Source organism: Porphyromonadaceae bacterium W3.11, assembly GCA_030434245.1.
GTDB lineage: Bacteria > Bacteroidota > Bacteroidia > Bacteroidales > Porphyromonadaceae > Porphyromonas_A.
Map to the genome: position 1 here is coordinate 510,114 of JAUISX010000002.1, position 20,313 is coordinate 530,426.

The 20,313-nt window shown below is 43.5% G+C and carries 21 protein-coding genes, 1 tRNA gene and 2 pseudogenes; 12 read left to right on the forward strand and 12 right to left on the reverse strand.

All coding sequences use genetic code 11. The annotated features are described in order from the left end of the window. Positions 1 to 8: 8 nt before the first annotated feature. The gene (locus QYZ87_04870; protein MDN4753864.1) at positions 9 to 377 is read right to left on the reverse strand and encodes a hypothetical protein; all 369 of its coding nucleotides are present in this window, start codon (positions 375 to 377) and stop codon (positions 9 to 11) included. A gap of 111 nt (positions 378 to 488) precedes the next feature. Here QYZ87_04870 and QYZ87_04875 point away from each other — a divergent pair, with 111 nt between their 5' ends. The 12 genes and pseudogenes from QYZ87_04875 (at position 489) to QYZ87_04930 (ending at position 8,479) form a co-directional block, all read left to right on the forward strand. Beyond that, entirely contained in the window at positions 489 to 1,208 is a 720-nt protein-coding gene (locus QYZ87_04875; protein MDN4753865.1) for a S24 family peptidase, read from the forward strand. 36 nt (positions 1,209 to 1,244) lie between these two features. Then, on the forward strand, positions 1,245 to 2,315 hold the full coding sequence (locus QYZ87_04880; protein MDN4753866.1) for a hypothetical protein: 1,071 nt from the start codon (positions 1,245 to 1,247) through the stop codon (positions 2,313 to 2,315). Positions 2,316 to 2,326: 11 nt separating this feature from the next. Continuing rightward, complete coding sequence (locus QYZ87_04885) at positions 2,327 to 2,752, forward strand: STAS-like domain-containing protein (protein MDN4753867.1); 426 nt, start codon at positions 2,327 to 2,329, stop codon at positions 2,750 to 2,752. Positions 2,753 to 2,754: 2 nt separating this feature from the next. Continuing rightward, positions 2,755 to 3,243: a hypothetical protein gene (locus tag QYZ87_04890; GenBank protein MDN4753868.1), complete on the forward strand. Its 489-nt coding sequence runs from the start codon at positions 2,755 to 2,757 to the stop codon at positions 3,241 to 3,243. A gap of 937 nt (positions 3,244 to 4,180) precedes the next feature. Further along, positions 4,181 to 4,254, forward strand: a tRNA-Asp gene (locus QYZ87_04895). Between the two features lie 367 nt (positions 4,255 to 4,621). After that, a complete protein-coding gene (locus QYZ87_04900) occupies positions 4,622 to 5,860 on the forward strand; it encodes a site-specific integrase (protein ID MDN4753869.1) in 1,239 nt (412 codons plus the stop codon). A 4-nt stretch (positions 5,861 to 5,864) separates the two neighbouring features. Beyond that, positions 5,865 to 6,317: a DUF1896 family protein gene (locus QYZ87_04905; protein ID MDN4753870.1), complete on the forward strand. Its 453-nt coding sequence runs from the start codon at positions 5,865 to 5,867 to the stop codon at positions 6,315 to 6,317. A 146-nt stretch (positions 6,318 to 6,463) separates the two neighbouring features. Continuing rightward, a complete protein-coding gene (locus QYZ87_04910; GenBank protein ID MDN4753871.1) occupies positions 6,464 to 6,808 on the forward strand; it encodes a hypothetical protein in 345 nt (114 codons plus the stop codon). Positions 6,809 to 7,173: 365 nt separating this feature from the next. Beyond that, positions 7,174 to 7,539: pseudogene (locus QYZ87_04915) on the forward strand (Arm DNA-binding domain-containing protein). A gap of 112 nt (positions 7,540 to 7,651) precedes the next feature. Continuing rightward, complete coding sequence (locus QYZ87_04920; protein MDN4753872.1) at positions 7,652 to 8,035, forward strand: DUF4372 domain-containing protein; 384 nt, start codon at positions 7,652 to 7,654, stop codon at positions 8,033 to 8,035. Next, complete coding sequence (locus tag QYZ87_04925) at positions 8,032 to 8,316, forward strand: transposase (protein ID MDN4753873.1); 285 nt, start codon at positions 8,032 to 8,034, stop codon at positions 8,314 to 8,316. Before QYZ87_04920 ends, QYZ87_04925 begins: the two co-directional genes overlap by 4 nt. After that, positions 8,309 to 8,479: a hypothetical protein gene (locus QYZ87_04930; protein MDN4753874.1), complete on the forward strand. Its 171-nt coding sequence runs from the start codon at positions 8,309 to 8,311 to the stop codon at positions 8,477 to 8,479. The genes QYZ87_04925 and QYZ87_04930 overlap by 8 nt, the downstream gene beginning before the upstream one ends. Before the next feature lie 859 nt (positions 8,480 to 9,338). Here the strand turns inward: QYZ87_04930 and QYZ87_04935 are convergent. The 11 genes and pseudogenes from QYZ87_04935 to traJ form a co-directional block, all read right to left on the reverse strand. Then, the gene (locus QYZ87_04935; protein MDN4753875.1) at positions 9,339 to 9,698 is read right to left on the reverse strand and encodes an HRDC domain-containing protein; all 360 of its coding nucleotides are present in this window, start codon (positions 9,696 to 9,698) and stop codon (positions 9,339 to 9,341) included. A 179-nt stretch (positions 9,699 to 9,877) separates the two neighbouring features. Beyond that, on the reverse strand, positions 9,878 to 12,529 hold the full coding sequence (locus tag QYZ87_04940; GenBank protein ID MDN4753876.1) for an SUMF1/EgtB/PvdO family nonheme iron enzyme: 2,652 nt from the start codon (positions 12,527 to 12,529) through the stop codon (positions 9,878 to 9,880). 20 nt (positions 12,530 to 12,549) lie between these two features. Then, positions 12,550 to 12,861 (reverse strand): hypothetical protein, encoded by a 312-nt coding sequence (locus tag QYZ87_04945; GenBank protein ID MDN4753877.1) that lies wholly within the window; start codon positions 12,859 to 12,861, stop codon positions 12,550 to 12,552. A gap of 366 nt (positions 12,862 to 13,227) precedes the next feature. Further along, a pseudogene (locus QYZ87_04950) lies at positions 13,228 to 14,889 on the reverse strand (IS1182 family transposase). A 158-nt stretch (positions 14,890 to 15,047) separates the two neighbouring features. Next, positions 15,048 to 15,473 carry a DUF3872 domain-containing protein gene (locus QYZ87_04955; GenBank protein MDN4753878.1) on the reverse strand — a complete coding sequence of 142 codons (426 nt, stop codon included), beginning with the start codon at positions 15,471 to 15,473 and terminating at the stop codon, positions 15,048 to 15,050. Beyond that, on the reverse strand, positions 15,470 to 16,042 hold the full coding sequence (locus QYZ87_04960) for a conjugal transfer protein TraO (GenBank protein ID MDN4753879.1): 573 nt from the start codon (positions 16,040 to 16,042) through the stop codon (positions 15,470 to 15,472). The genes QYZ87_04955 and QYZ87_04960 overlap by 4 nt, the downstream gene beginning before the upstream one ends. Beyond that, positions 16,042 to 16,989: a conjugative transposon protein TraN gene (traN, locus tag QYZ87_04965; protein MDN4753880.1), complete on the reverse strand. Its 948-nt coding sequence runs from the start codon at positions 16,987 to 16,989 to the stop codon at positions 16,042 to 16,044. Before traN ends, QYZ87_04960 begins: the two co-directional genes overlap by 1 nt. Positions 16,990 to 17,010: 21 nt before the next feature. Beyond that, positions 17,011 to 18,315, reverse strand: a complete 1,305-nt coding sequence (gene traM / locus QYZ87_04970) for a conjugative transposon protein TraM (GenBank protein MDN4753881.1) — start codon at positions 18,313 to 18,315, stop codon at positions 17,011 to 17,013. Between the two features lie 2 nt (positions 18,316 to 18,317). Continuing rightward, on the reverse strand, positions 18,318 to 18,596 hold the full coding sequence (locus tag QYZ87_04975) for a hypothetical protein (GenBank protein ID MDN4753882.1): 279 nt from the start codon (positions 18,594 to 18,596) through the stop codon (positions 18,318 to 18,320). Then, on the reverse strand, positions 18,593 to 19,216 hold the full coding sequence (gene traK, locus QYZ87_04980; GenBank protein ID MDN4753883.1) for a conjugative transposon protein TraK: 624 nt from the start codon (positions 19,214 to 19,216) through the stop codon (positions 18,593 to 18,595). The genes QYZ87_04975 and traK overlap by 4 nt, the downstream gene beginning before the upstream one ends. A 51-nt stretch (positions 19,217 to 19,267) precedes the next feature. Next, a complete protein-coding gene (gene traJ / locus QYZ87_04985) occupies positions 19,268 to 20,302 on the reverse strand; it encodes a conjugative transposon protein TraJ (GenBank protein ID MDN4753884.1) in 1,035 nt (344 codons plus the stop codon). Between the last annotated feature and the right edge of the window lie 11 nt (positions 20,303 to 20,313).

Here is a 20,313-nt window from a genome sequence, read left to right on the forward strand (position 1 = left end):
AAGTAAGTTTAACCTCTACTTCCCAAAAGTAATGAGATTCTATTTTGCTCTTTCATGAGCTCAGCAATACTCATATTCTTGAACTGGCGGTCAAGCTGACCATCAATGTACACCATGACATCTCCACTCTTCATATTTGCAACCAAGCGGGCACGATTACCCCAAGTTTGGATCATATCACCATTACTCTCATAGATAGTTACCATCTCTTCGGTTACGAGCTTACCGCCCCTCTGGAGGGCGAGAGATCTAATCTTCTGGGCCAAATCTGAATGACGCTTGTAGTTGAGTGCATAGCTTATCATCTGCTCGCTAACAGCAAACGATCTCATCAAGAAATCACGACCCTCGGGGGTCACCAAAATTCTTCTTTCCATACGCATAAATTATTTTAAGTATATTTACAACCGTGTTTAATTATAAACACCAATGCAAATATAAACGAAATGTTTATAACTGCCAAACATTTTGGGTATAAAATATTCTTTATGGGAGTAAATGATAGACGACTCGAGCAGCTTTATAAGTTAATTAAGCACTTCTCGAATGGCACAAAGACTGACTTTGCAGAGAAATTAGGTATGTCTCCACAGGCATTAAACAACTGGTTTAATAGAGGAACATTTGATATTGAGCTCTTATACGAAAGGTTTAGTGAACTTTCTCCCGAATGGCTTATCACTGGAAAAGGAGATATGTTTCGTGAAAGTAATTCCGTCAATGGAACTTATCTTGAAAATAAAGAGGACTATGAAGTAGCCAAGGGATTAGGTATGTCGCTGATACCTGAATACACTGATACTTTTAGGGGTGGAGAAGTTGGAAATATGATCAGTACCGATACCATTAAAGCATATTGGGCTCTCCCTAATACAAAGGCGGATATGATTATCGAAGTTGAGGGTGATTCAATGTCCAGCTCATACCCAGCGGGTAGCAAAGTAGCCATTAGGAAAATACAATTTGACCGACAATATCCAACGGTTAATATTCCATTCGGAGAAGTGTTTGCAATCGTAATTGATAATGATGATGACAATTACCTCACCTTTATTAAAAGGCTAAGAAGACACCCAGACAAATCACTTCAAAATAAATTCTGGATCGCCCAGAGCGACAATGCAGCTTATGACGACTTCGAGATCGAAATATCCAAAGTCCGCCACCTCTTCATTGCCGTCGCCTCCATCAAACTCACTGGCTACTAACCCTTCAAAAATATCTAGATACCATATATTGTATAGATGAAAAAACTTGTCTCAGAGTCAAAATACAAGAAAAGGAATAGAGCTCATGCAGAAAGATTGCACAAGAGAAATCTTACTCATAAAAGAAAGACAAAAAACAGAAGAAAAAGTTTTCAAAAACAAAGACATGTTCCAAGTAATAAACGCATAAGAAAACCACCAATTGTAGTTCCAACTGATTTCCGACTTATGCACAATACAGATGAATGTCTCAAGTTCTTCAATGAGATTAGAAGTGAGCAAAACGCATCACAGATTACACCATTGCACAGGGTGATTTTCCTAGAAATGGAAGGAGTTGAGAATATTGACTATGCAAGTATAAGTCTTCTTATTGCTATTTCAAACCACCAAAGAGACAAAGGAATAACTTTTTGGGGGACATTCCCAAAGAACAAAGAATGTAGGAAATTCTTTGAGGATTCTGGTTTCTTGGACTACATGAAGGATCAGAACGGGAATCCTTTCAAGAAGGCTGAAAAAGCAGAACACATTAAAATACAAACAGAAAAAGGGAAGTTTACGATTGAAGAAAGAAAGAACATGTCTCTCCTCTTCAGAAAGGCTTCTCAGAATTTAACTGGAGAAAGAATTAGATTACAACGAATAAGCACTCTCTTTACAGAAATTTGCGGAAATTCAGTAGAATGGAGTAGTGCAAGAGGGAAAATGAGACTTGTCGGGATGTACATGGAGGAGGAGTCTGTTACATTCACAGCGGTAGACTTGGGTAGAGGGATTATTTCAACGATTAGAAGGAAATTCACTCACAAATTACAGGAATTATTTATTGCAAATAAACCTGTCCGAATCCTAGAGAACGCCTTCAGGATGAAATATGGGTCATCAACTGGGGAGATCAACAGAGCAAAAGGACTTATTTCTGTAAAAGCAGCCTTTGATGAAAGAAAAATCTTAGATTTGTACGTGATAACCAATAATGTTATACTTGACTTTGTTGACAAGAAAAAGTCAAGAGTCTTATCAGTTCCTTTTCAGGGTACAATGTACCAATGGAAGATTACAAGAGAGTGTATTGAGAATATGTTGAATGATGAAAATGATTGAAAAGAATAACAATGAATAAGCTAAGAATAGTCGACTTTACAGAATACCCAGGATTACGCCACTGCAAAATAAGTGAAGCTTCAGGAGAAGAGTATTATCATACTATTTTGAACGAAGAATTTGCGAAGACTGTTAAAGACAATGCTATACTCCAAGTAGATCTTGATAATACAGATGGTTATGCTTCATCATTTCTTGATGAGGCATTTGGAAACTTGGTATATGACTTCACTTTGGATATAGTAAAAAAACACATCCAAATCATTTCTAACCTTGAACCACATTGGAAGAAGATGCTCGAAGAAAAGACGTTTATTGAGTGGGAAAAAAGAAGGAAGAAAGAGGATGCTCCAACAATCACTGAAGACCATGCCCCTTGGTTTAGACTTGTTAATGGTAAACTTGTGAAAGATAATTGGGTTGCTAAGAGTAATTGATTATGAATATTTCAGACTGGATTGATGCTGTTGGTGTTTTAGTTTCAATTGCTGGGGTATTTGTAGCCATCTGGGTAGGCTATACTCTGCAAACTGTTCTAACTGCAGAAAGGACAATTAAAGACATTCTGATTAAAAGAATTGACAAGCTGAGCGATAAGTATGATCTTTTATACTCTAAAATATTGGAAGAAGGTATAAATCCGAGATTAATTTTATCATGGTTTAAGTCATTCAATATTGAAGCCGATGCCCTTTTGAAGAAGGCAAGTGAAATGTATGGGATTGACAGCTCATTTTTAAAGCCTTTCCAAGCTGATTTAAGAGAGTTAATTACGAATGATGAGTCATACATGAATAACTTTAAATCAGAGATGTTCAAGCCTTCTAATGCTCTGACCAATGATATTCAAGGATTTCACAAGAATAATCACCATCTATTTTTAGACCTAATTTGTAAAATAAACGACCAAAAAACAAGAAGGAAGTAAGTTTAAAAGTATTACAGACAATCTCATGATCAAATCAATAGGTTGCTTAAGCCTATTTTTATACCTACTTCTATCTGATTTTTGAAGAGAGAATAAGCCACAAGACTGCTAATTGTAAGGGGCAAGCAGCAAACGAGCTTACGTAACAAATTCTAAATCCAGCAATCTACGTATTAGATTGCCCTTATCCAATAGTCTTAGAAAAATCAAAAAGTACACGAAGTTTTTACCCTTTCTCCACCTTTTTCTCCCCTTTTTTCTCGTTTTCACTCACCTAACTCACTGATAATCAATGCAACCTCCATAAATGTTCCACGACCTCAAAAACTCCATTTTAACCATTAGGTGGGGTGCTATCTCGTGTTTTTAACTCAATTTAACGCGGTTTTCTGCATTATAGGGTATGTTCCACGGCTATTTTGGGGCTACTTTTGGGGTTACCTTGGGGCTAACTCATGTACTTTTAGTTTTTAAGTGCTTTTGCCTCCAAGCCACATAAACACCCTTTAATCTCCCTTGTAAACCCTATTTATGTCTTCTTATTAAAACCCCTCTAAATCTACACCAATCCCTTTTCACAACGCACAATAACACCTCCAGTACCCCCATAAATACAAAACAAAAGAGGCCCTCAATTGAGAGCCCCATAAATCATCCAAAAATTAACCCGAAGTTAACCCAAAATTAAACCGAAATTAAAGCAAATGTACTTTTCGTTTTCAAACGCCAAAAAACCTCAACCCCCTAACATCCCACTATCCATCATCATTCCCCCAACTTTCCTTCCTCCCCCCTAAATGTACCTTTCGTTTTACCCCCCTTATATGTAGCTTTTTGGGTTTCGGATAAAAAATTTTTTTTTGATAAAAATTTGTACGTATCATTTTTTGTATGTATCTTTGCAGAGCAAAAGGAAACAATGAGACCAGAAAGCAACGGTGTGGTAGTTCAGCTGGTTAGAATACCTGCCTGTCACGCAGGGGGTCGCGGGTTCGAGTCCCGTCCATACCGCAAGAAGCTAAAAAGTGACCTACGAGAGTAGTCAAACTAGGCTTCAAAATCAATCGAAAAGTCGTTGTAAAGCAGGTCTTTACAGCGACTTTTCTTATTTCAGTGCATACCACTGAATATCTTTTGTGGGGGTTAGATAGTCATCAATAGACCACTTTTCTGCTACATTTTCTGCTACACAAAAAATGCACGACCTGAAATTGTAGCAATGACTACAAAATGAACACCAAATTGAATACTACAACTCGCTATCTTTCAGAGACTTTATTACTAACTTTGTGGCAATTCGAGAGGGTGAAAAACTGTAGCAATAAACCATGTTTTTGCTACATAAAAGACTCTTAGTGCTACATTAAAATTAAGTGACATGAAGAATCAATTTAAGGTGTCCTACTACCTACGCTCAAACTACGAGAACAAAGAGGGAAAATCACCAATAATGATGCGAGTTAACATCAACGGTGGTATGGCGAACCTTGGGTCTACTCGACTGGCTGTAAAGAAGACCCTATGGAGTAACCAGACCAGCAGGGCAAAAGGAAGAACAGCAGAAGCCATTGAAGTTAATGCTTCTTTAGACTCTCTGTCTGCAGCTGCACAAGAACTCTTTAGAAAGTGTGAGTTTCAAGAAGACTTGACAGCTGAGTCTTTTAAGGCTAAATTCTTAGGGTATGACAAGGAGTTCAGCTCCATTATCCCGATATTTGAAAAGTACAATGAGGGTATCTCTCAACAAGTTGGGAAGTCGATGGTTAAGGCTACTTATCAAAAGTACGACTTAGTAACTAGACAGTTTGGAGATTTTCTAAGTGCCGAATATCACAAGAGTGATTTGGCTATTATTGAATTCACACCCTCAGTTGTAGAAGATTTTGAGCTTTACCTGAAGTCAAAGCTAAATATTGCCCACAACACAGCACAGAAAAAATTGAAGCTTCTGAAAACAATGACTATTTATGCTCAAAAACGAGGCTATATCTTACATGACCCATTTCTCGACATTCACTTTCATGCTAAACCGGTAGATAGAGGATTCCTTTCGGAAGAAGAGTTAGCAATTATGGCTGACAAAGACCTCTCCCATGTTAAAAGACTCGAAGTTGTAAGGGATATATTCTTATTTTCTTGTTTTACGGGGCTTGCCTACATTGATGTCGCCAATCTGAAACCAGATAATATTGTGACAATGAACGATAAGCAATGGATCGTCACCAATCGACAGAAGACAAAGGTTCCGAGTAATGTACTTCTTCTTGATGTTCCAAAGCAAATAATATCCAAGTACAACCATGAAACATATCGGGAAGGTAGGCTTTTTCCTATATTGAGCAATCAGAAGATGAATTCATACTTAAAGGAAATTGCCGACATTTGTAATATTAGGAAGAATTTAACCTTCCACCTCGCTCGTCATACTTTTGCGACCCTTTGTCTTACTAAAGGTGTCCCAATGGAATCTGTATCAAAAATGCTTGGACACACCAATATTAAGACTACTCAAATCTATGGTCGTATCACAAGTAAGAAGATTGAGAAGGATATGATGGAACTTGCCGATAAGATCGGTAACTTTTCACTGAACAATGTACCACCTTTACAACAATAGAATTATGAGACAAAAGAAAGAACTATCGTACTTTCTCTTGAAGCTGGAGGAGTATTTGAATGATTATCATCCTGGGAAGTTACAGGATAAGGCTTTCACGAATGCTCGAGCAGAAGAGGCACTCACGGTCTATCTTGAAGCTATTGAGCAAGGACATGACTACTTGCAAGCGGAAGAACTAGCTTCAGAGACTTTATTTCTAGGGCTTCATTTCTCAGCATATGATACAATTCGGACAGTCTTGGAGAATGAGTTCGAGGCTGAACTACCTGAACCACTGCCTGAAAAGCTTGCACCTATTCTACTCGGCAGCCAGGCAGTCAAGGAGGTATTGCAGAAGTACGATCTTAACGATGAGTTTGACGGCACACCTGCGTATGAGTTGCTGTACACTGAACTGACTGGCACTATTGCTCTACTGATTGAAGAGAATAAGCTCCCAACGGTGGACGCATAACGTGCGGAACTTATCATTATCCCATGGAGCTTCTATCGTTTCAAGAGCTAAGATATTCAAGCCGTGACACACGCCAATAAGCTTACTCTTGTCTTTGTGCCACCGCTTTATCTTGCCCGCTCTTGAAACCAATAGAGGCTCCAGTTATGAATAAGATAGTTATGAATAAAGACCCGCACGAACCAGCTTTTCTCCCTTTTGATAAGCAAGCTCCCAAAGCTCCGCCAGAGGCAGAATTGAGCAAGTCACAACTCATACGTTGGAGACTTCGACAACTCTTTCCTCTCGCCCTTTTCATCTGCATCCTTTACGGAGGCTACCGACTCCTTGCCAAGATCCTCACCCCCGAAGTCCTTACTGTTATCGGCATCATTGCAGGCTTCCTTACTCTCCGTTGGATAGTCCGCATAGTCCTCCGTATCGCTTTCACTATCTTCAGCCTCGTTTTCTGGTTAGTATTTATATGCGTTCTATTTCTTTTAGTTTTTTGACCAATAGCAATAATTATGACTTATCTTTGGCATTTTTCAAAAAATCCAAGCGCAACTATTCGAGTAAAGGGTATTAGAATGAGGATGAAAGGTAAGTAAATGGAAATGAGAGCGATTTGCGCCATATCTCGGTGATTTGCACAGAGGGATTAAGTGCAGAAAGCGTGGATTTATGCAGAAGTTCCGTTACCAAATCGTTAGTCCATTCCTCGAATGGTAACGAAGAGGTAAGAGAAGGTAATTGACAGAAGAGTATTCGGTAACTCATCTTTCTGTAATTATGGTGCTGATGCTTTGTACCACAATGTTTTGCGTAGCTGAGAACGCTTCGGTAACGGGTAACTTTGCCCATAAAAAAGAAGCGTATGCAAACAGACAAATTCAAGGTGTTGCTCTACCTCAAAAAGAGCGGATTGGACAAGTCGGGGCAAGCTCCGATAATGGGGCGTATAACCTGCGGGCGAACCATCGCCCAATTCAGTTGTAAACTCTCGTGCGACCCCAAGTTGTGGAATGCTCGTGAGAGCAGACTAAACGGCAAGAGCCGTGAAGCGGTGGTAACGAATGGCAAGTTGGAACGCTTGCTTCTCTCGGTACAGTCGGCTTATCGTGTTCTTTGCGAGCGAGGAATGCTCTTTACTGCAACAGACATCAAGGAGCTGTTCCAAGGAAGTATGCAAACTCAAATCACCTTTTTGGAGCGATACGACCGAATGGTTAAAGATATGGAACTATTGCTGTCCGGTAAAGTTTTTATCGGGTATAAAAGTTAGGGACTGTTTTCCGTAATTGGAAATCAGCCCCTATTGTCTTATCTTTAGTGTTCCAAAACAAATATAAGACATGAGCAAAAGTACATATTTTACCGGACAGCCGGTATTCGCACAAGTGTTAAAGTTGATAGACAGGGCAAAGGTCGAGCAAATAAGCAAAGACACGCTAGGTAGCGAAATGTATATCAAGAAGTTAGACGGATATACCCACCTGGTAACCATGCTCTTCGGGGTTCTTCGTCATTATGACTCATTGCGGGAATTGGAGATTGGGCTGAAAGCAGAAGTCCATAAATTTCAGCACCTTGGAATAGACTATGTGGCGAAGCGTAGTACTCTTTCAGAAGCGAATATGCGACGACCTCAAGAGTTCTTCGCACAGGTGTATGCTTACCTTCTGGAGCGTTACAAGCGATTTTTAGCGGACAGCCGAGCAAAAAGAAGGGAGGAATGAAAGTTCATACCCTCTTAAAGTCCCAAGTGGGTGTGCCTATGGTCGTCCAGCTAACGAGTGCAGCCAAGCATGACCATTATTTGCTCAAGGAAGTTCATCTGCCAAAAGAAAGCGTACTAGCGATGGACAGAGCATACATAGACTATGCCCAGTTCCAGCGACTTACAGAGGAGGGCGTCTGCTACGTCACGAAGATGAAGAAAAACCTCCGTTATACGGTACTTTCATCGGTTATCAGTGTCAATGAGTATGGGTTGGCAGAATGCAGGGAGTATGATTAAAAGGCACTGCTCTTTCTCACAAATCGTCGCCATGTTGCGTATCACACTCATGTACTACACCGATTTCCTCGGATTTATGGAGAATCCAAACAAAGAAGAGCAAATTATCATGGCAGAACGGGCTAATTCGCCACCCCAATACCCTCTTTTTCCCGAGCTATAACAAAAGGGGGGGCTTGCTTTTTCAGTTTTAAAAGCAAACCCCCAATATTACTATGCTATCTAACCTTCAAAAAGTCATTTTAAACTTTTACCGGACAGCAATAATTTTTGATGTACTGCGTACTTTCGGGGATTGAGATCTCTTTCTTTGTGTTTCTGTTTATCAGCTAAAATGCTTTGCTACTCTGTAGAGGAATAAATCTGTTTCTCGAACTCCATAATTTATGCTTATGAAGCATTGTAATTCTGATTGAGAGAGAAGAGAATTTAGATGCGTCGACTATTGCGTCCAAATAGATAATCAAGACACTGGGGTGATATTTTTATCCCCTAAGCACTACCACCCACAAAAAGGACGGCACACTAAAAAAAGGAGCTCTTCCCATTCGCATCCCCCATCTAGGAATCCGCTACTAAGGAAGAGCCCAACACATTTTTTCCTATTATAACTACATAGGAGGGAATAGCTACTGGTCTAAATGGGGTAAGGACATCCATCCATCATCTTTTAGGCTAGGACCACACGGAAGCCAAGGTTGTTGTTCCTGTTGTCAGGGTTGTTGTTGTTGCGATAAGCACTCCGGCAGTTATCAGCATCATTGTTCCAACCACCGCCCCGGTTCACGCGATTCGAACCCGTTAGTAACCATCCATTTATGCAAAATCAATCATATATTTTTTCCTGAAATTGAAGGTATCTGCATGACGAATAAAAGCCAACAAGGGAAGTATATATTGCTGATATTCAGCCTGATTTATCACTTCATTATTTAATAAGAGTGCATAACTTCTCGCTTTTTTCAAGAATCTCATTTTACTCGCTCTCGTCAAGGAAATATGCCCATCATGTAGTACATAACCTAAAAAAGGAAGGCCTTTTTCTCTCCGATACCTTTAATTGTCGACATTGCACTCGGGGTCATTTCGGGAAGTACTGCTATACCAGCCAATTCAGCATCTGTAAAAACGGCATAGGCCGGCACAGCATCCTTCTGAGCAAGCTCCTTTCGGTACATTCTGAGCTTGGAAAAGACCAAAAAATCCTTTTCACTCAATACATTTCTGTAATCGATTTTCTTTCGTTCAGTCTCCAATGCCTTCCCCCAACCATTATCTGCAGGTAAATACCTAACACAAAAATGCCAGCCCTTCTCGCTACCCGAATCAGAAAAACGTTGCTCCACGTCCAATACCCTATGGGTGGCCAGAAATCTGTTCATTTCGGCTTGTAAATCTCCTGTATCTGATAGGGGGATGCTAAAAATCTGTACTTGCATAATATAACTTTCTCATCACGAGGCTTGCTCCTTGCGGGGCTCGTCCCTCGCCCTCGCTTGGAGCAAGCCTATTTTTTCTTCTTTCTTTTAGCCTAAAAGATGATGGATGGAGTCCACCACCATTATAGACTGGGAGAGACCACACGGAAGCCAAGGTCGCGGTACCTGCCGTCAGGGTACCAGCGGCTGCGGTCAGCACTCCGGCAGTAATCAGCATCACTGTCCCAACTACCGCCCCGGAGCACGCGGTTCGAGCCCGATGGGTCGCCCTTAGGATCGACCTTAGGGCTGGAGCTATAGTAGGTGGAGCTATACCAATCTTCGCACCACTCAATCACATTGCCATGCATATCGTGGATGCCCCAAGCATTGGCTGGGTAGCTACCAACGGGTGTCGTCTTACCAACATTCCGACCATAATTGGCATCACTGCTATTGATCTCATCGCCAAATGAGTACTTCGTGGTGCTACCTGCACGGCACGCATACTCCCACTCCGCCTCGGTGGGGAGGCGAGTGCCATTACCCAGCCAATTGCAAAATGCCTTGGCATCATGCCACGACACATTGATCACAGGACGACTACCCCTACCCCATCCACTGTCGCTGGGCTTCTCTCTACCGGTCGCCTCGCAAAACGCATCGTACTGATCAAACGTTACCTCATACTTACTGATACGAAATGCTGAGAGCGACACCTTATGCTGCGGTCTTTCATCATCCCAACCCTCACCCTCAGGGCTACCCATCATAAAACTACCTGATGGTACTTCTATCCACTCAATGCCTACCGAAGGCATCGCCTGCTCATAGACCGTCACCTTAGCCTTCGCCTCTTCCTGGGTTACCTTATCCTTAATCGTGAGGGTAGTCTCACCAAGAGATAAGCCCTCAATATAAATGGTATTCCCCTCCACCTTCGCCACCTTCGCAATATTAGAATTTACCATACTACATTCGTAAGCACCATTGCCGCTGGTAATACCTAGGAGAGCGGTTGTGCCCTTGACTATTCTGATATTATCAGTAGAGAGAATCAATGGTAAAATGGTAAGACTGGGAGAGACCACACGGAAGCCAAGGTCGTCGTGCCTGCCGTCAGGGGAGTAGTAGTTGCGAGAAGCACTCCGGCAGTAATCAGCAACATAGTTCCAACTACCGCCTCGGGGCACGCGGTACGACCCCGATGGGTCGCCCTTAGGGCTATAGCTATAGTAGGTGGAGCTATACCAATCTTCGCACCACTCCATCACATTGCCATGCATATCGTGGATGCCCCAAGCATTGGCTGGGTAGCTACCAACAGGGGTCGTCTTACCTACAATTCCATTGTAATTGGCATCACTGCTATTGATCTCATCGCCAAATGAGTACTTCGTGGTGCTACCTGCACGGCACGCATACTCCCACTCCGCCTCGGTGGGGAGGCGAGTGCCATTACCCAGCCAATTGCAAAATGCCTTGGCATCATGCCACGACACATTGACCACTGGGCGATTGCCTCTACCCCATCCGTAATCACTGGGCTTCTCTCTACCGGTCGCCTCGCAAAAGGCATCGTACTGATCAAACGTTACCTCATACTTACTGATACGAAATGCTGAGAGCGACACCTTATGCTGCGGTCTTTCATCATCCCTACCCTCACCCTCAGGGCTACCCATCATAAAACTACCTGATGGTACTTCTATCCACTCAATACCTACCGAAGGCGTAGCCTGCTCATAGACCGTCACCTTGACCTTCGCCTCTTCCTGGGTTACCTTATCCTTAATCGTGAGGGTAGTCTCACCAAGAGATAAGCCCTCAATATAAATGGTATTCCCCTCCACCTTCGCCACCTTCGCAATATTAGAATTTGCCATACTACATTCGTAAGCACCATTGCCGCTGGTAATACCTAGGAGAGCGGTTGTGCCCTTGACTATTCTGATATTATCAGTAGAGAGAATCAATGGTAATTTACCCTCAGCATCCGAAATGGTAAGACTGGGTAGGACCACACGGAAGCCAAGGTAGTTGATCCTGCCGTCAGGGTAGCAGAAGTTGCGATCCGCACTCCGGCAGTAGGCGGCGTCGTAGTACCAACTCCCACCGCGGTCCACGCGAAACGAACCCGATGGGTCGCCCTTAGGATCGACCTTAGGGCTATAGCTATAGTAGGTGGAGCTATACCAATCTTCGCACCACTCCATCACATTGCCATGCATATCGTGGATGCCCCAAGCATTGGCTGGGTAGCTACCAACAGGGGTCGTCTTACCTACAATTCCATTGTAATTGGCATCACTGCTATTGATCTCATCGCCAAATGAGTACTTCGTGGTGCTACCTGCACGGCACGCATACTCCCACTCCGCCTCGGTGGGGAGGCGAGTGCCATTACCCAGCCAATTGCAAAATGCCTTGGCATCATGCCACGACACATTGATCACAGGACGACTACCTCTACCCCATCCTTCATCACTTGGCTTCCCTCTACCAGTCGCCTCGCAAAAGGCATCGTACTGATCAAACGTTACCTCATACTTACTGATTCGAAATGCTGAGAGCGACACCTTATGCTGCGGTCTTTCATCATCCCTACCCTCACCCTCAGGGCTACCCATCATAAAACTACCTGATGGTACTTCTATCCACTCAATGCCTACCGAAGGCATCGCCTCTCCGCTCTCTTCAGGGCATTCGGCTCTTCGCTCCTTTGCTTGGCAACCCGCTAGGAGCATGAGGAAAAAATATAGAGGGATAAATGTATACAGTGCTATTCTATTCATATCAACAACTTATTTTGAAACTAAAAGCCATATCCTGGCACATCCTCGATATTGCCTATACTGCCATTACTATTGATCTTCACGGCTTTGGCTTTTCGGAAGACGAGCAATGGTGCATCAAAGACCACCTCCCCATTAGGCTTCACCTCTTCTACCACCACCTCGTCATCTTTATGATCATAGACGAGGGATTTAGGAGGTGTTTTGCTTGAGGGGTCAGGATCAGGCTTGGGTGGGGTAAGCCCCCCTCCACCTTTTTTGTTACCACAAACGCTAATCAATAATGATACAAGGATTAGGCATAAGAAAAGTAATCGAAAATTACATTTCATCTCATTCATCAATTTATAATTTGTTTGTTCTTTTGGATAAAATCACAATAAAAATCTCAAACAAAGGTAACTAAATTTAAGCTAAAAAAAACAGAAAAATCGATCCATTCATTATTTGGTATGATCTGTTCATTCTATGACGCAATCCATTCATTATTTCGACGAAAATATTTTTATGCATCATTCTTAAATGTAGCCAGGAAGTAGAAAAGTTTTGTTTTTGGCTCTTTTCTGTAGCCAGATTAGAGTATTTTTGAGAGTTTTCGCTGCTTCTTTACATTCTGTAGAGAGGTCGCTACATAAATCAGAAGAAGGTGTGTCAAAACCTAGTTTTGATGCATCCTCAATTTTTTGATAGGGTGTGTCTTAAGCAGCTACGAGATGTTTTAGAATTTGGTTTTCCCCTAAAAATAGTTTGTTAGTAACTAAAAATGGATGATTTGGGCAAGAATGAGGTGTATTATCCATGTTTTTTGGGTTTTTCGCCATCATAGAGCATAGTTTCTTGACATTGAATGCTATGGCAAAGAAGGCAAAGTCCATAGTGACCTTGTCTTGACCGAAGTGTCGAAAGCGTTTGTAGCTCATATTGTATTTCATTTGACCAAATACTGATTCCGGCTCTACACATCGTCGTCCTCGATGTCTTAGTCCTTCTTCGGACGTAAGGAGTTGGCTTGCTTTCTTTTTGTACTCATTGAGTCTGTGATTGACCTCTATGATTCGATTGCCTTTTGCCTTAAAACATAGTCCTCTGAGTGGACATCCTTCGCACCTCGCAGCCTTATATCTCGCACTCTCAGTAGTGTATCCGCTTGCTGTCTTGCCTCTCTTTGTCCCGATAAGCCTCATCCTTTGTCCCATCGGGCAGACATAGTAATCTCCTTCTTTGTTGTAGTATAGCGATGAGGGCTGAAATGGGTCGGGCTTGTAGCGAGGACGATGCTCAATATGGAAGCGATTGTATTTGACAAAGGGTGTTGTACCAGACTCTTCCATAAAACGATAGTTCTCTTCCGAGCCATAGCCAGAGTCGGCTACAACAGTAGAGGGCAAATCACCATAACGGTCTTGGTGGAATTGAAGAAAGGGGATAAATGTGAGGGTGTCAGTAGGATTGTAGAAGAGTCCAAAGTTGGTAATAAATTGCTGATTCGTAGCTATTTGTAAATTGTAACCTGGCTTGGTCTGACCATTTCTCATGGCATCCTCCTTCATACGCATAAAGGTGGCAGAGGGGTCGGTCTTGGAGTAGGAGTTGCGAGTGCCGAGTATCTCTAGCTTTTTGTCGTACTCCTGAAGTTTGTCTTTGTGCTCTTCTAGTTGCTTGATCTGCTTCTTCCTCTCTCTTATTTTCTTTTTCTCCTCCTTGTTGACTGGCTCCGGAGCATGCTCCAACTCTGCTTTTAAAGTGGTCACCAGCTCTGAAAGTTGTTCCGCTGTAATCTCTACTTCTTCGCTACCCTCGCTATTCTCTTGAGCAATACAATCATCGATTTGAGAGAGCAATGCCTTTAGCTTTTCCTGAAGTTTGGCTCGATTTCGTTCCACGCTCTTCCGCCACACAAAGGTGTATTTATTGGCTTTGGATTCTATCTTAGTGCCATCGATATACTCCACATCAAGACTGATAAAACCTCTCTCTGCAAGTAACAACACCATCTGTGAGAAGACCTTATTGATCTCTCCTTTTACACGATTACGAAATCTATTGATGGTGATAAAATCTGGTTTTTCATACCCTGCAAGCCAGATGAAGTGGACATCTCTTTTGAGGGCTTGCTCAATCTTCCTGCACGAGTAGATGTTATTCATGTAGGCGTAGATAATCACCTTGAGCATCATCTTGGGGTGGTAGGGGTGGCGACCTATCTTACTGTACAAGCCCTTAATATTCTAAATCTCAATAGCATCGATAATGGCATTGACCACTCTCACTGGATCATTAGCACAAATATCCTCGTCAAGCCTTTGAGGAAAAAGCATTGACCTATTGTGTATGTATGGACGAAATTGTATCTTTGTCATAGTTAATTTATTGATATACATAAAGATACAAAATCTTTATGATATAGAAAAGCCCCAGCTTGTGAAAGTTGGGGCTTTTGTCGCATAATAATAGGGTGCGTCAAAAAAATTAGTTTTGACACACCATCTTTCGCAAAGTATCAGTATGAGTTATGAATCTAATCCTCCTTGTTGCTATTGAAGTCAAAGGAAAGGTGCTGGAGCTGACCGTAGTTGTCCTCAATGTAGATGTCGATAAGTTGTCGGTCAGTGAAGCGTGAGGTGTAGTAAAGCTTAAATGATTTGCTCTCCAGCGGGTAGCGGTCATTCGGATTAAAGACGACACCGTCAAGGCTCAGCTCTCCCTCACCTTCAGGCTGGAAATAGCGTATCGTATAGCGAGTGCCTGAAAAGTTACCCTCCGACTTGAGGAGGCAACGGATCTCAGCTGTCTCTCCTAATGCAATATTCTTGCGTACTGGCATCGCCTCCACCTCAAAGGGGAAAACCGTTTGTACATCCAAAGAGCGGTCACAACTGCAAAGGCAAAACCCAGCCAGCATGAGTACCCCCATCACCCATATCATTCTTGTTATCTTATTCATAAGTTCACTCTTAATCCAACAGTTACATTAGGTCTAAAAACATTCAAGTCCGAGCCAAAGATCATCCGTCCTTGCCCCTTCATCACGATTAACAAGCTATCCGTCAGAAACAGCTCCACCGAAGCGTGCAAAGCCCCACCATACACCCAGCAGGAGCGATTCAGCAGGAGAGCTCCATCGGGCAGGTCTTCTTTCCCATTATTCACCTCCTCATAGCCACCCAAACCAGCTACCCCTAGGTAAAGGAAGATATTCTTTCCACCGTCCGAAAGTATCGGGTGCATATACCCCACTTGCAGTAGTCCATCAAGCACGGGCACGTCAGATGAGCGATAGTCGTAAGTTTGCCCTTCACACTCAAGCGTGAGAAAGGCATAGTTGGCGGTTTTGAAGTACCGCACCAGCGACACTCCAGCCGTACAGTTCTCAGCTCGAAAAAGCTTCTCGCCTCGGACTATAGGCACCCCGCCAAAGAGTTCCAGTCCCTTTTGATTGGGGATAAGCCTCTGAGCTTGTGACGGCAATACCACCGCAAGCGTCAGAGCCAGCCATATCATTGCCCTCTTCATCACCACTTCAGCTTTAGGTTATCAATGCGCCTTGCTCTTAGCAGATCCTCATTCTGCATATAAAACGTGAGCGTCCGCCCACCATTACGCTCGTAGAGGGTTACCTCCAGTTGCTTATCCTCCGTGAGGGCAAATTGCTCCAGAGCAAAGACCGTTCGTTCCTTGCCATTGGGACGCACTTGCATGATTTGATGATAAGCACGGAGTGGTTGGAGTACTCGCTCCTGAATAGCCGTCTGCTTTGCCACCTTTTTGTCCACCACCTTAAAAGAGACGAAGTCCACCGAGAAAGGCATATTACTCTCATTGTCAATGCGCGTGTGGAAGTAGAGCAAGCCATTATGAGCATACAAGCCACGCAACTGAAAACGTAAGCCAAACTGCCTTGATCCAATATGCTTCAACTCCCGCTTGTCATTCTGGTAAATCGTCTGCATGATCAATTTCACCAGCACTGGACTCTCATTGCCCAGCTCTCTAAAGTAGATGTCTGCTCTATTGGAGGGCAAGCGACCCGCTGTTGGACTAAGGAAATCCTTCATCTCAATACTGAGCATCTCAGGTTCATCGGCATACTTTACATTGAAACTATAGAAAGAGCCATCATCGCAGATTACCGAGAGATTACTTTCTCTTTCAAAATCCCTCACAGCTGCTTTCACCCTCAATACATTCTCAGCTCCTCCCCCCTCATCTGCTTTCCCAGCTACCAAGGCGTTACTGCCCAAATCCACATAACGGATAGGTGCAGGAAATATCAAGTGCACCGTCTTCTCAAAGGTCACCTCCAAGCCATACGGCACCACCACGCGCCCAGCAGGGATAGCACGGCTCATCCCTTGATAAAGGTCTCCCGTGGAGGGCATATAGCTCTGTCCATTATCTTGTGCCATAGCACCCAAGCTCATACCAAGAGCCAATACCCCCATTAACATTACTTTCTTCATATTCATATTTTTGATTAGTTATTATTTCGATTGAACTAAGTAGAGCTGATGCCCACCCTTTAGTCGCACCTTAATCTCACGAAGCTTCTTTTGTAGTAGCTGACTCGCCCCCTGCATTGCCCCTCTTGCCAGCTCTGATATGATCTGGTCTTTGGCAGAGGAAGCAAATGTGAAGGAAGTACCCATGGAGCCACCAGCCGTTGCAGCGGTCTCCTTGAGTGCTTGCACCTCATCAATGCCAGGAATGGCGATACCCTCCTGACCATCAAGGTCAAAAGCTGAGAGTGAGACTGAGAAGATACGTCCACCCGTCTCCACCGACCGCACATGAAGCCTCATCCTATTCCCCTCTATTTTCGCTTGAGCCACTAGCGGAGCATTGCGAGAAAGCCGAATACCTTGGAAGTGTGCATCCTCCGAGAGTCTAAGCACCACGAAGCTCCCCTCCTGTAAGGTAGTAGTCTTATCGACCACCACCTTTAGGGTGTTTCTTGGTACTACCTTATTGGCTACGGTAGCAATAGAGAGGAATCCTAGATTTCGCTCACTTACTCCGTAGTCAGCGATAAATGCAGAGTCCGTCATCGGCTGTTCCAGCATAGAGACCACTGGCTTTCGCTCTGCCAACACCTCCATCTGAGGAAGATCAGTTGCAGGTGCATTTGTTGTCAAAGGTTCATTATTCACCGACTGCCCATCAACCGGAGGACGCCCATAGGCAAGAGTCTTATCAGCAGTCCCAGCTGACGGCATATACTTCGCAGCCATTTGGTAGCTCTTTTCCATCAGAGCCAACTGTCGCTCCTCCTCGCTTGCGATGTCCTGCTCACGACTGTTCAGTTCCTCACGAAGACTCTCTATTTCCCCTCGGAGACAATCAATTTCTTCTTCGTAGTAGTTCTCCGCCTCATTAAAGGAAGCCAGCAACTGGTTATTTCTTTCATACTGCTGAACCGACCCCGCTATATCACCACCCCAAGCCTCTGAAGTGGAAGCTGAGTCTTCCCTTTGACCCTTTAGAGGGTATGGAGATGTATCCTCCTGAACAAAGTAATCTGAGAGCCGACCAAGCTCCTTGCGTTGCTCTTCTACACTCTCCTCATAACTTGACAGTTCATAGGCTTTTAGCTTATTCTCTTCAAGTTGATCTACTGAAGCTTGCGGAACCATATCATTCAGCCCTGACTGCTCCATAGCCAGCTCTCTCTCCGACGACTTAAAAATAAACCACATTGAGAAAGCAAAGATGAGCCCCAACCCCGAGAAAATGAGCCACTTTTTGACTTGCTCTTTTTGCTTCGTTGAAAGTCCTTTATTCTTATCCATAGTTACTTATTTGCTAAATACTCCATCGATTCTATCATCAATAGTGAGTCCAATAGTATTTCCTCCACTGGCGTCTCAATTATCGTATCCCTTGCCACAACGATCGGCTGCCAGCTATTCTTGACTATAAAAGGCTGAATCAGCATATAAAGTGATAGAAGCAAGTAGATGCCGCATACACTCCACAGAATCATCCTTCTTTGCTTTTGGGAAAGTTGTTCACATCCTTTATGGATAGATACCAAAACTCTTTTCCACCCTCTATTGACCACACTATTCATCGTTTTATCGTCTGAATGTCTCTATTCTCACGCACCACAAACTGTTCCATCAGAAAGCCCTGAGGATTATTATCTGAACGGACTGAATTTTGGAGCGTACAGCTCGTTACCAAGCTACGCTCCGTGATGTTGCTCTGCCGTACGATGTACTGTCGACCAAAGGTTACTACCTCATAGGGATAAACCTCAAAGTTGCACTGGATAGAATCCAGCACCACACGTTGATTGATGTTTCCCGAGATAATCCGATTGTAGTATCCCTTCTCTGCGAGGTCTTTGTAGTAGTTAAATGCTGATTTATCGCACAGCATAAAGGCTCGTGACATATTCTCCTCGATGGCCTCCTTGTCCGGAGCAACCGTAAAAAAGAGTTCGTGAAAGCGTCTCACATGCTCCCTAGCCTCTACTGGTCTATTAGTAGCAGCGTCCTGACTCAGTGCCAAGATGAGTGACTTCCCATTGTCCAGTACATAGACCTTCTCACGCTGTTCACGCGCAAAGGAGTACGAGCTATAAACGACATACCCACACACTCCAAGACAAAAAACCACAAAGAGTATCGTATAGAGCCGTATCTGTTTGAACGAACTCTCTATATTAGTTAATGACTTAAATTCCATATCTGTTTAGCTTGTTGTTAATTATTTCAAGCCCCCTCTGGGGTTGGAGGCTTACCTCTTCGTGAGTTTGGCTTTGATTCTTCCAGACATATTACCTATCGCAGCACCACCAGCCCCTGCCGCCTGCTTACCACCTGTATAAGCCTTTTGAGCCCCAACCTTTCCTGCTTGGTTGACATTACGGCCATAAGCACCGATACCGCCACCTGCCTCAATGATCCATCCTGCTACCGTAGGCACAGCCGTATAGCCGATGATACCGATGAGGAAAAATGCCATATAGTACCAGCTCCCCACTTCTGGGATAAATGTTGGGTCAGCCAACTGAGCAATATCCTTTTGGAGCATCAAGACTTGTATCTTGGTCAAGAGGGCTGTAAGAATACTGCTCACAGGCAACCATAAGTACACCGATATATAGCGGCTAAACCAAGCAGAGAGTGAGCCACCTAAACCATCCCAAACCGAAATACCGAAGACGATAGGTCCTAGTATCGACAGGACAATCAGTATAAAAGTGCGAAGGGTATCAATGATAAGGCTGACAGCATGGAAAAGGAACTCCAATATATCTTGGATGGCCTTCATAATCCACTGCTTTGATCGATACGCAGCACGCTCCGCATACATCCCAGCAATGGTCACTGCATCTGACGGTCCGATAATACCCATTTCTTCAATCTTTGCATCGAAGAGTTCATTGGAGACCAAGTATGCGGTCTCTGGGTCTCTAAGTAAAGCCTCCTCCTTCAGTTTATCTCTCTTCGCCCTTAGGGTCGTCACTTCCCCCTCCTGAACAGCTACCAATTGCTCTGTCCCCTTAACCACTGGCGAAAGTATAGTATTCATTGTTCCCAACACCAAGGATGGGAAGAACATTATGCAGAAGCCTAAGGCAAAGGGGCGAAGCAAAGGGAAGAGGTCTATGGGCTCTGCCCTCGCTAATGAAGCCCACACCCTGATAGCTATATAAAAGAGAGCCCCCAACCCCGAAATGCCCTTGGCAATACCCGTCATATGGCTACAGAGTGGCATCATCTCGTCATAGGTAGCACGGAGTAGCTCGTGTAAACTTGTGAAGTCCATATCAAATAATC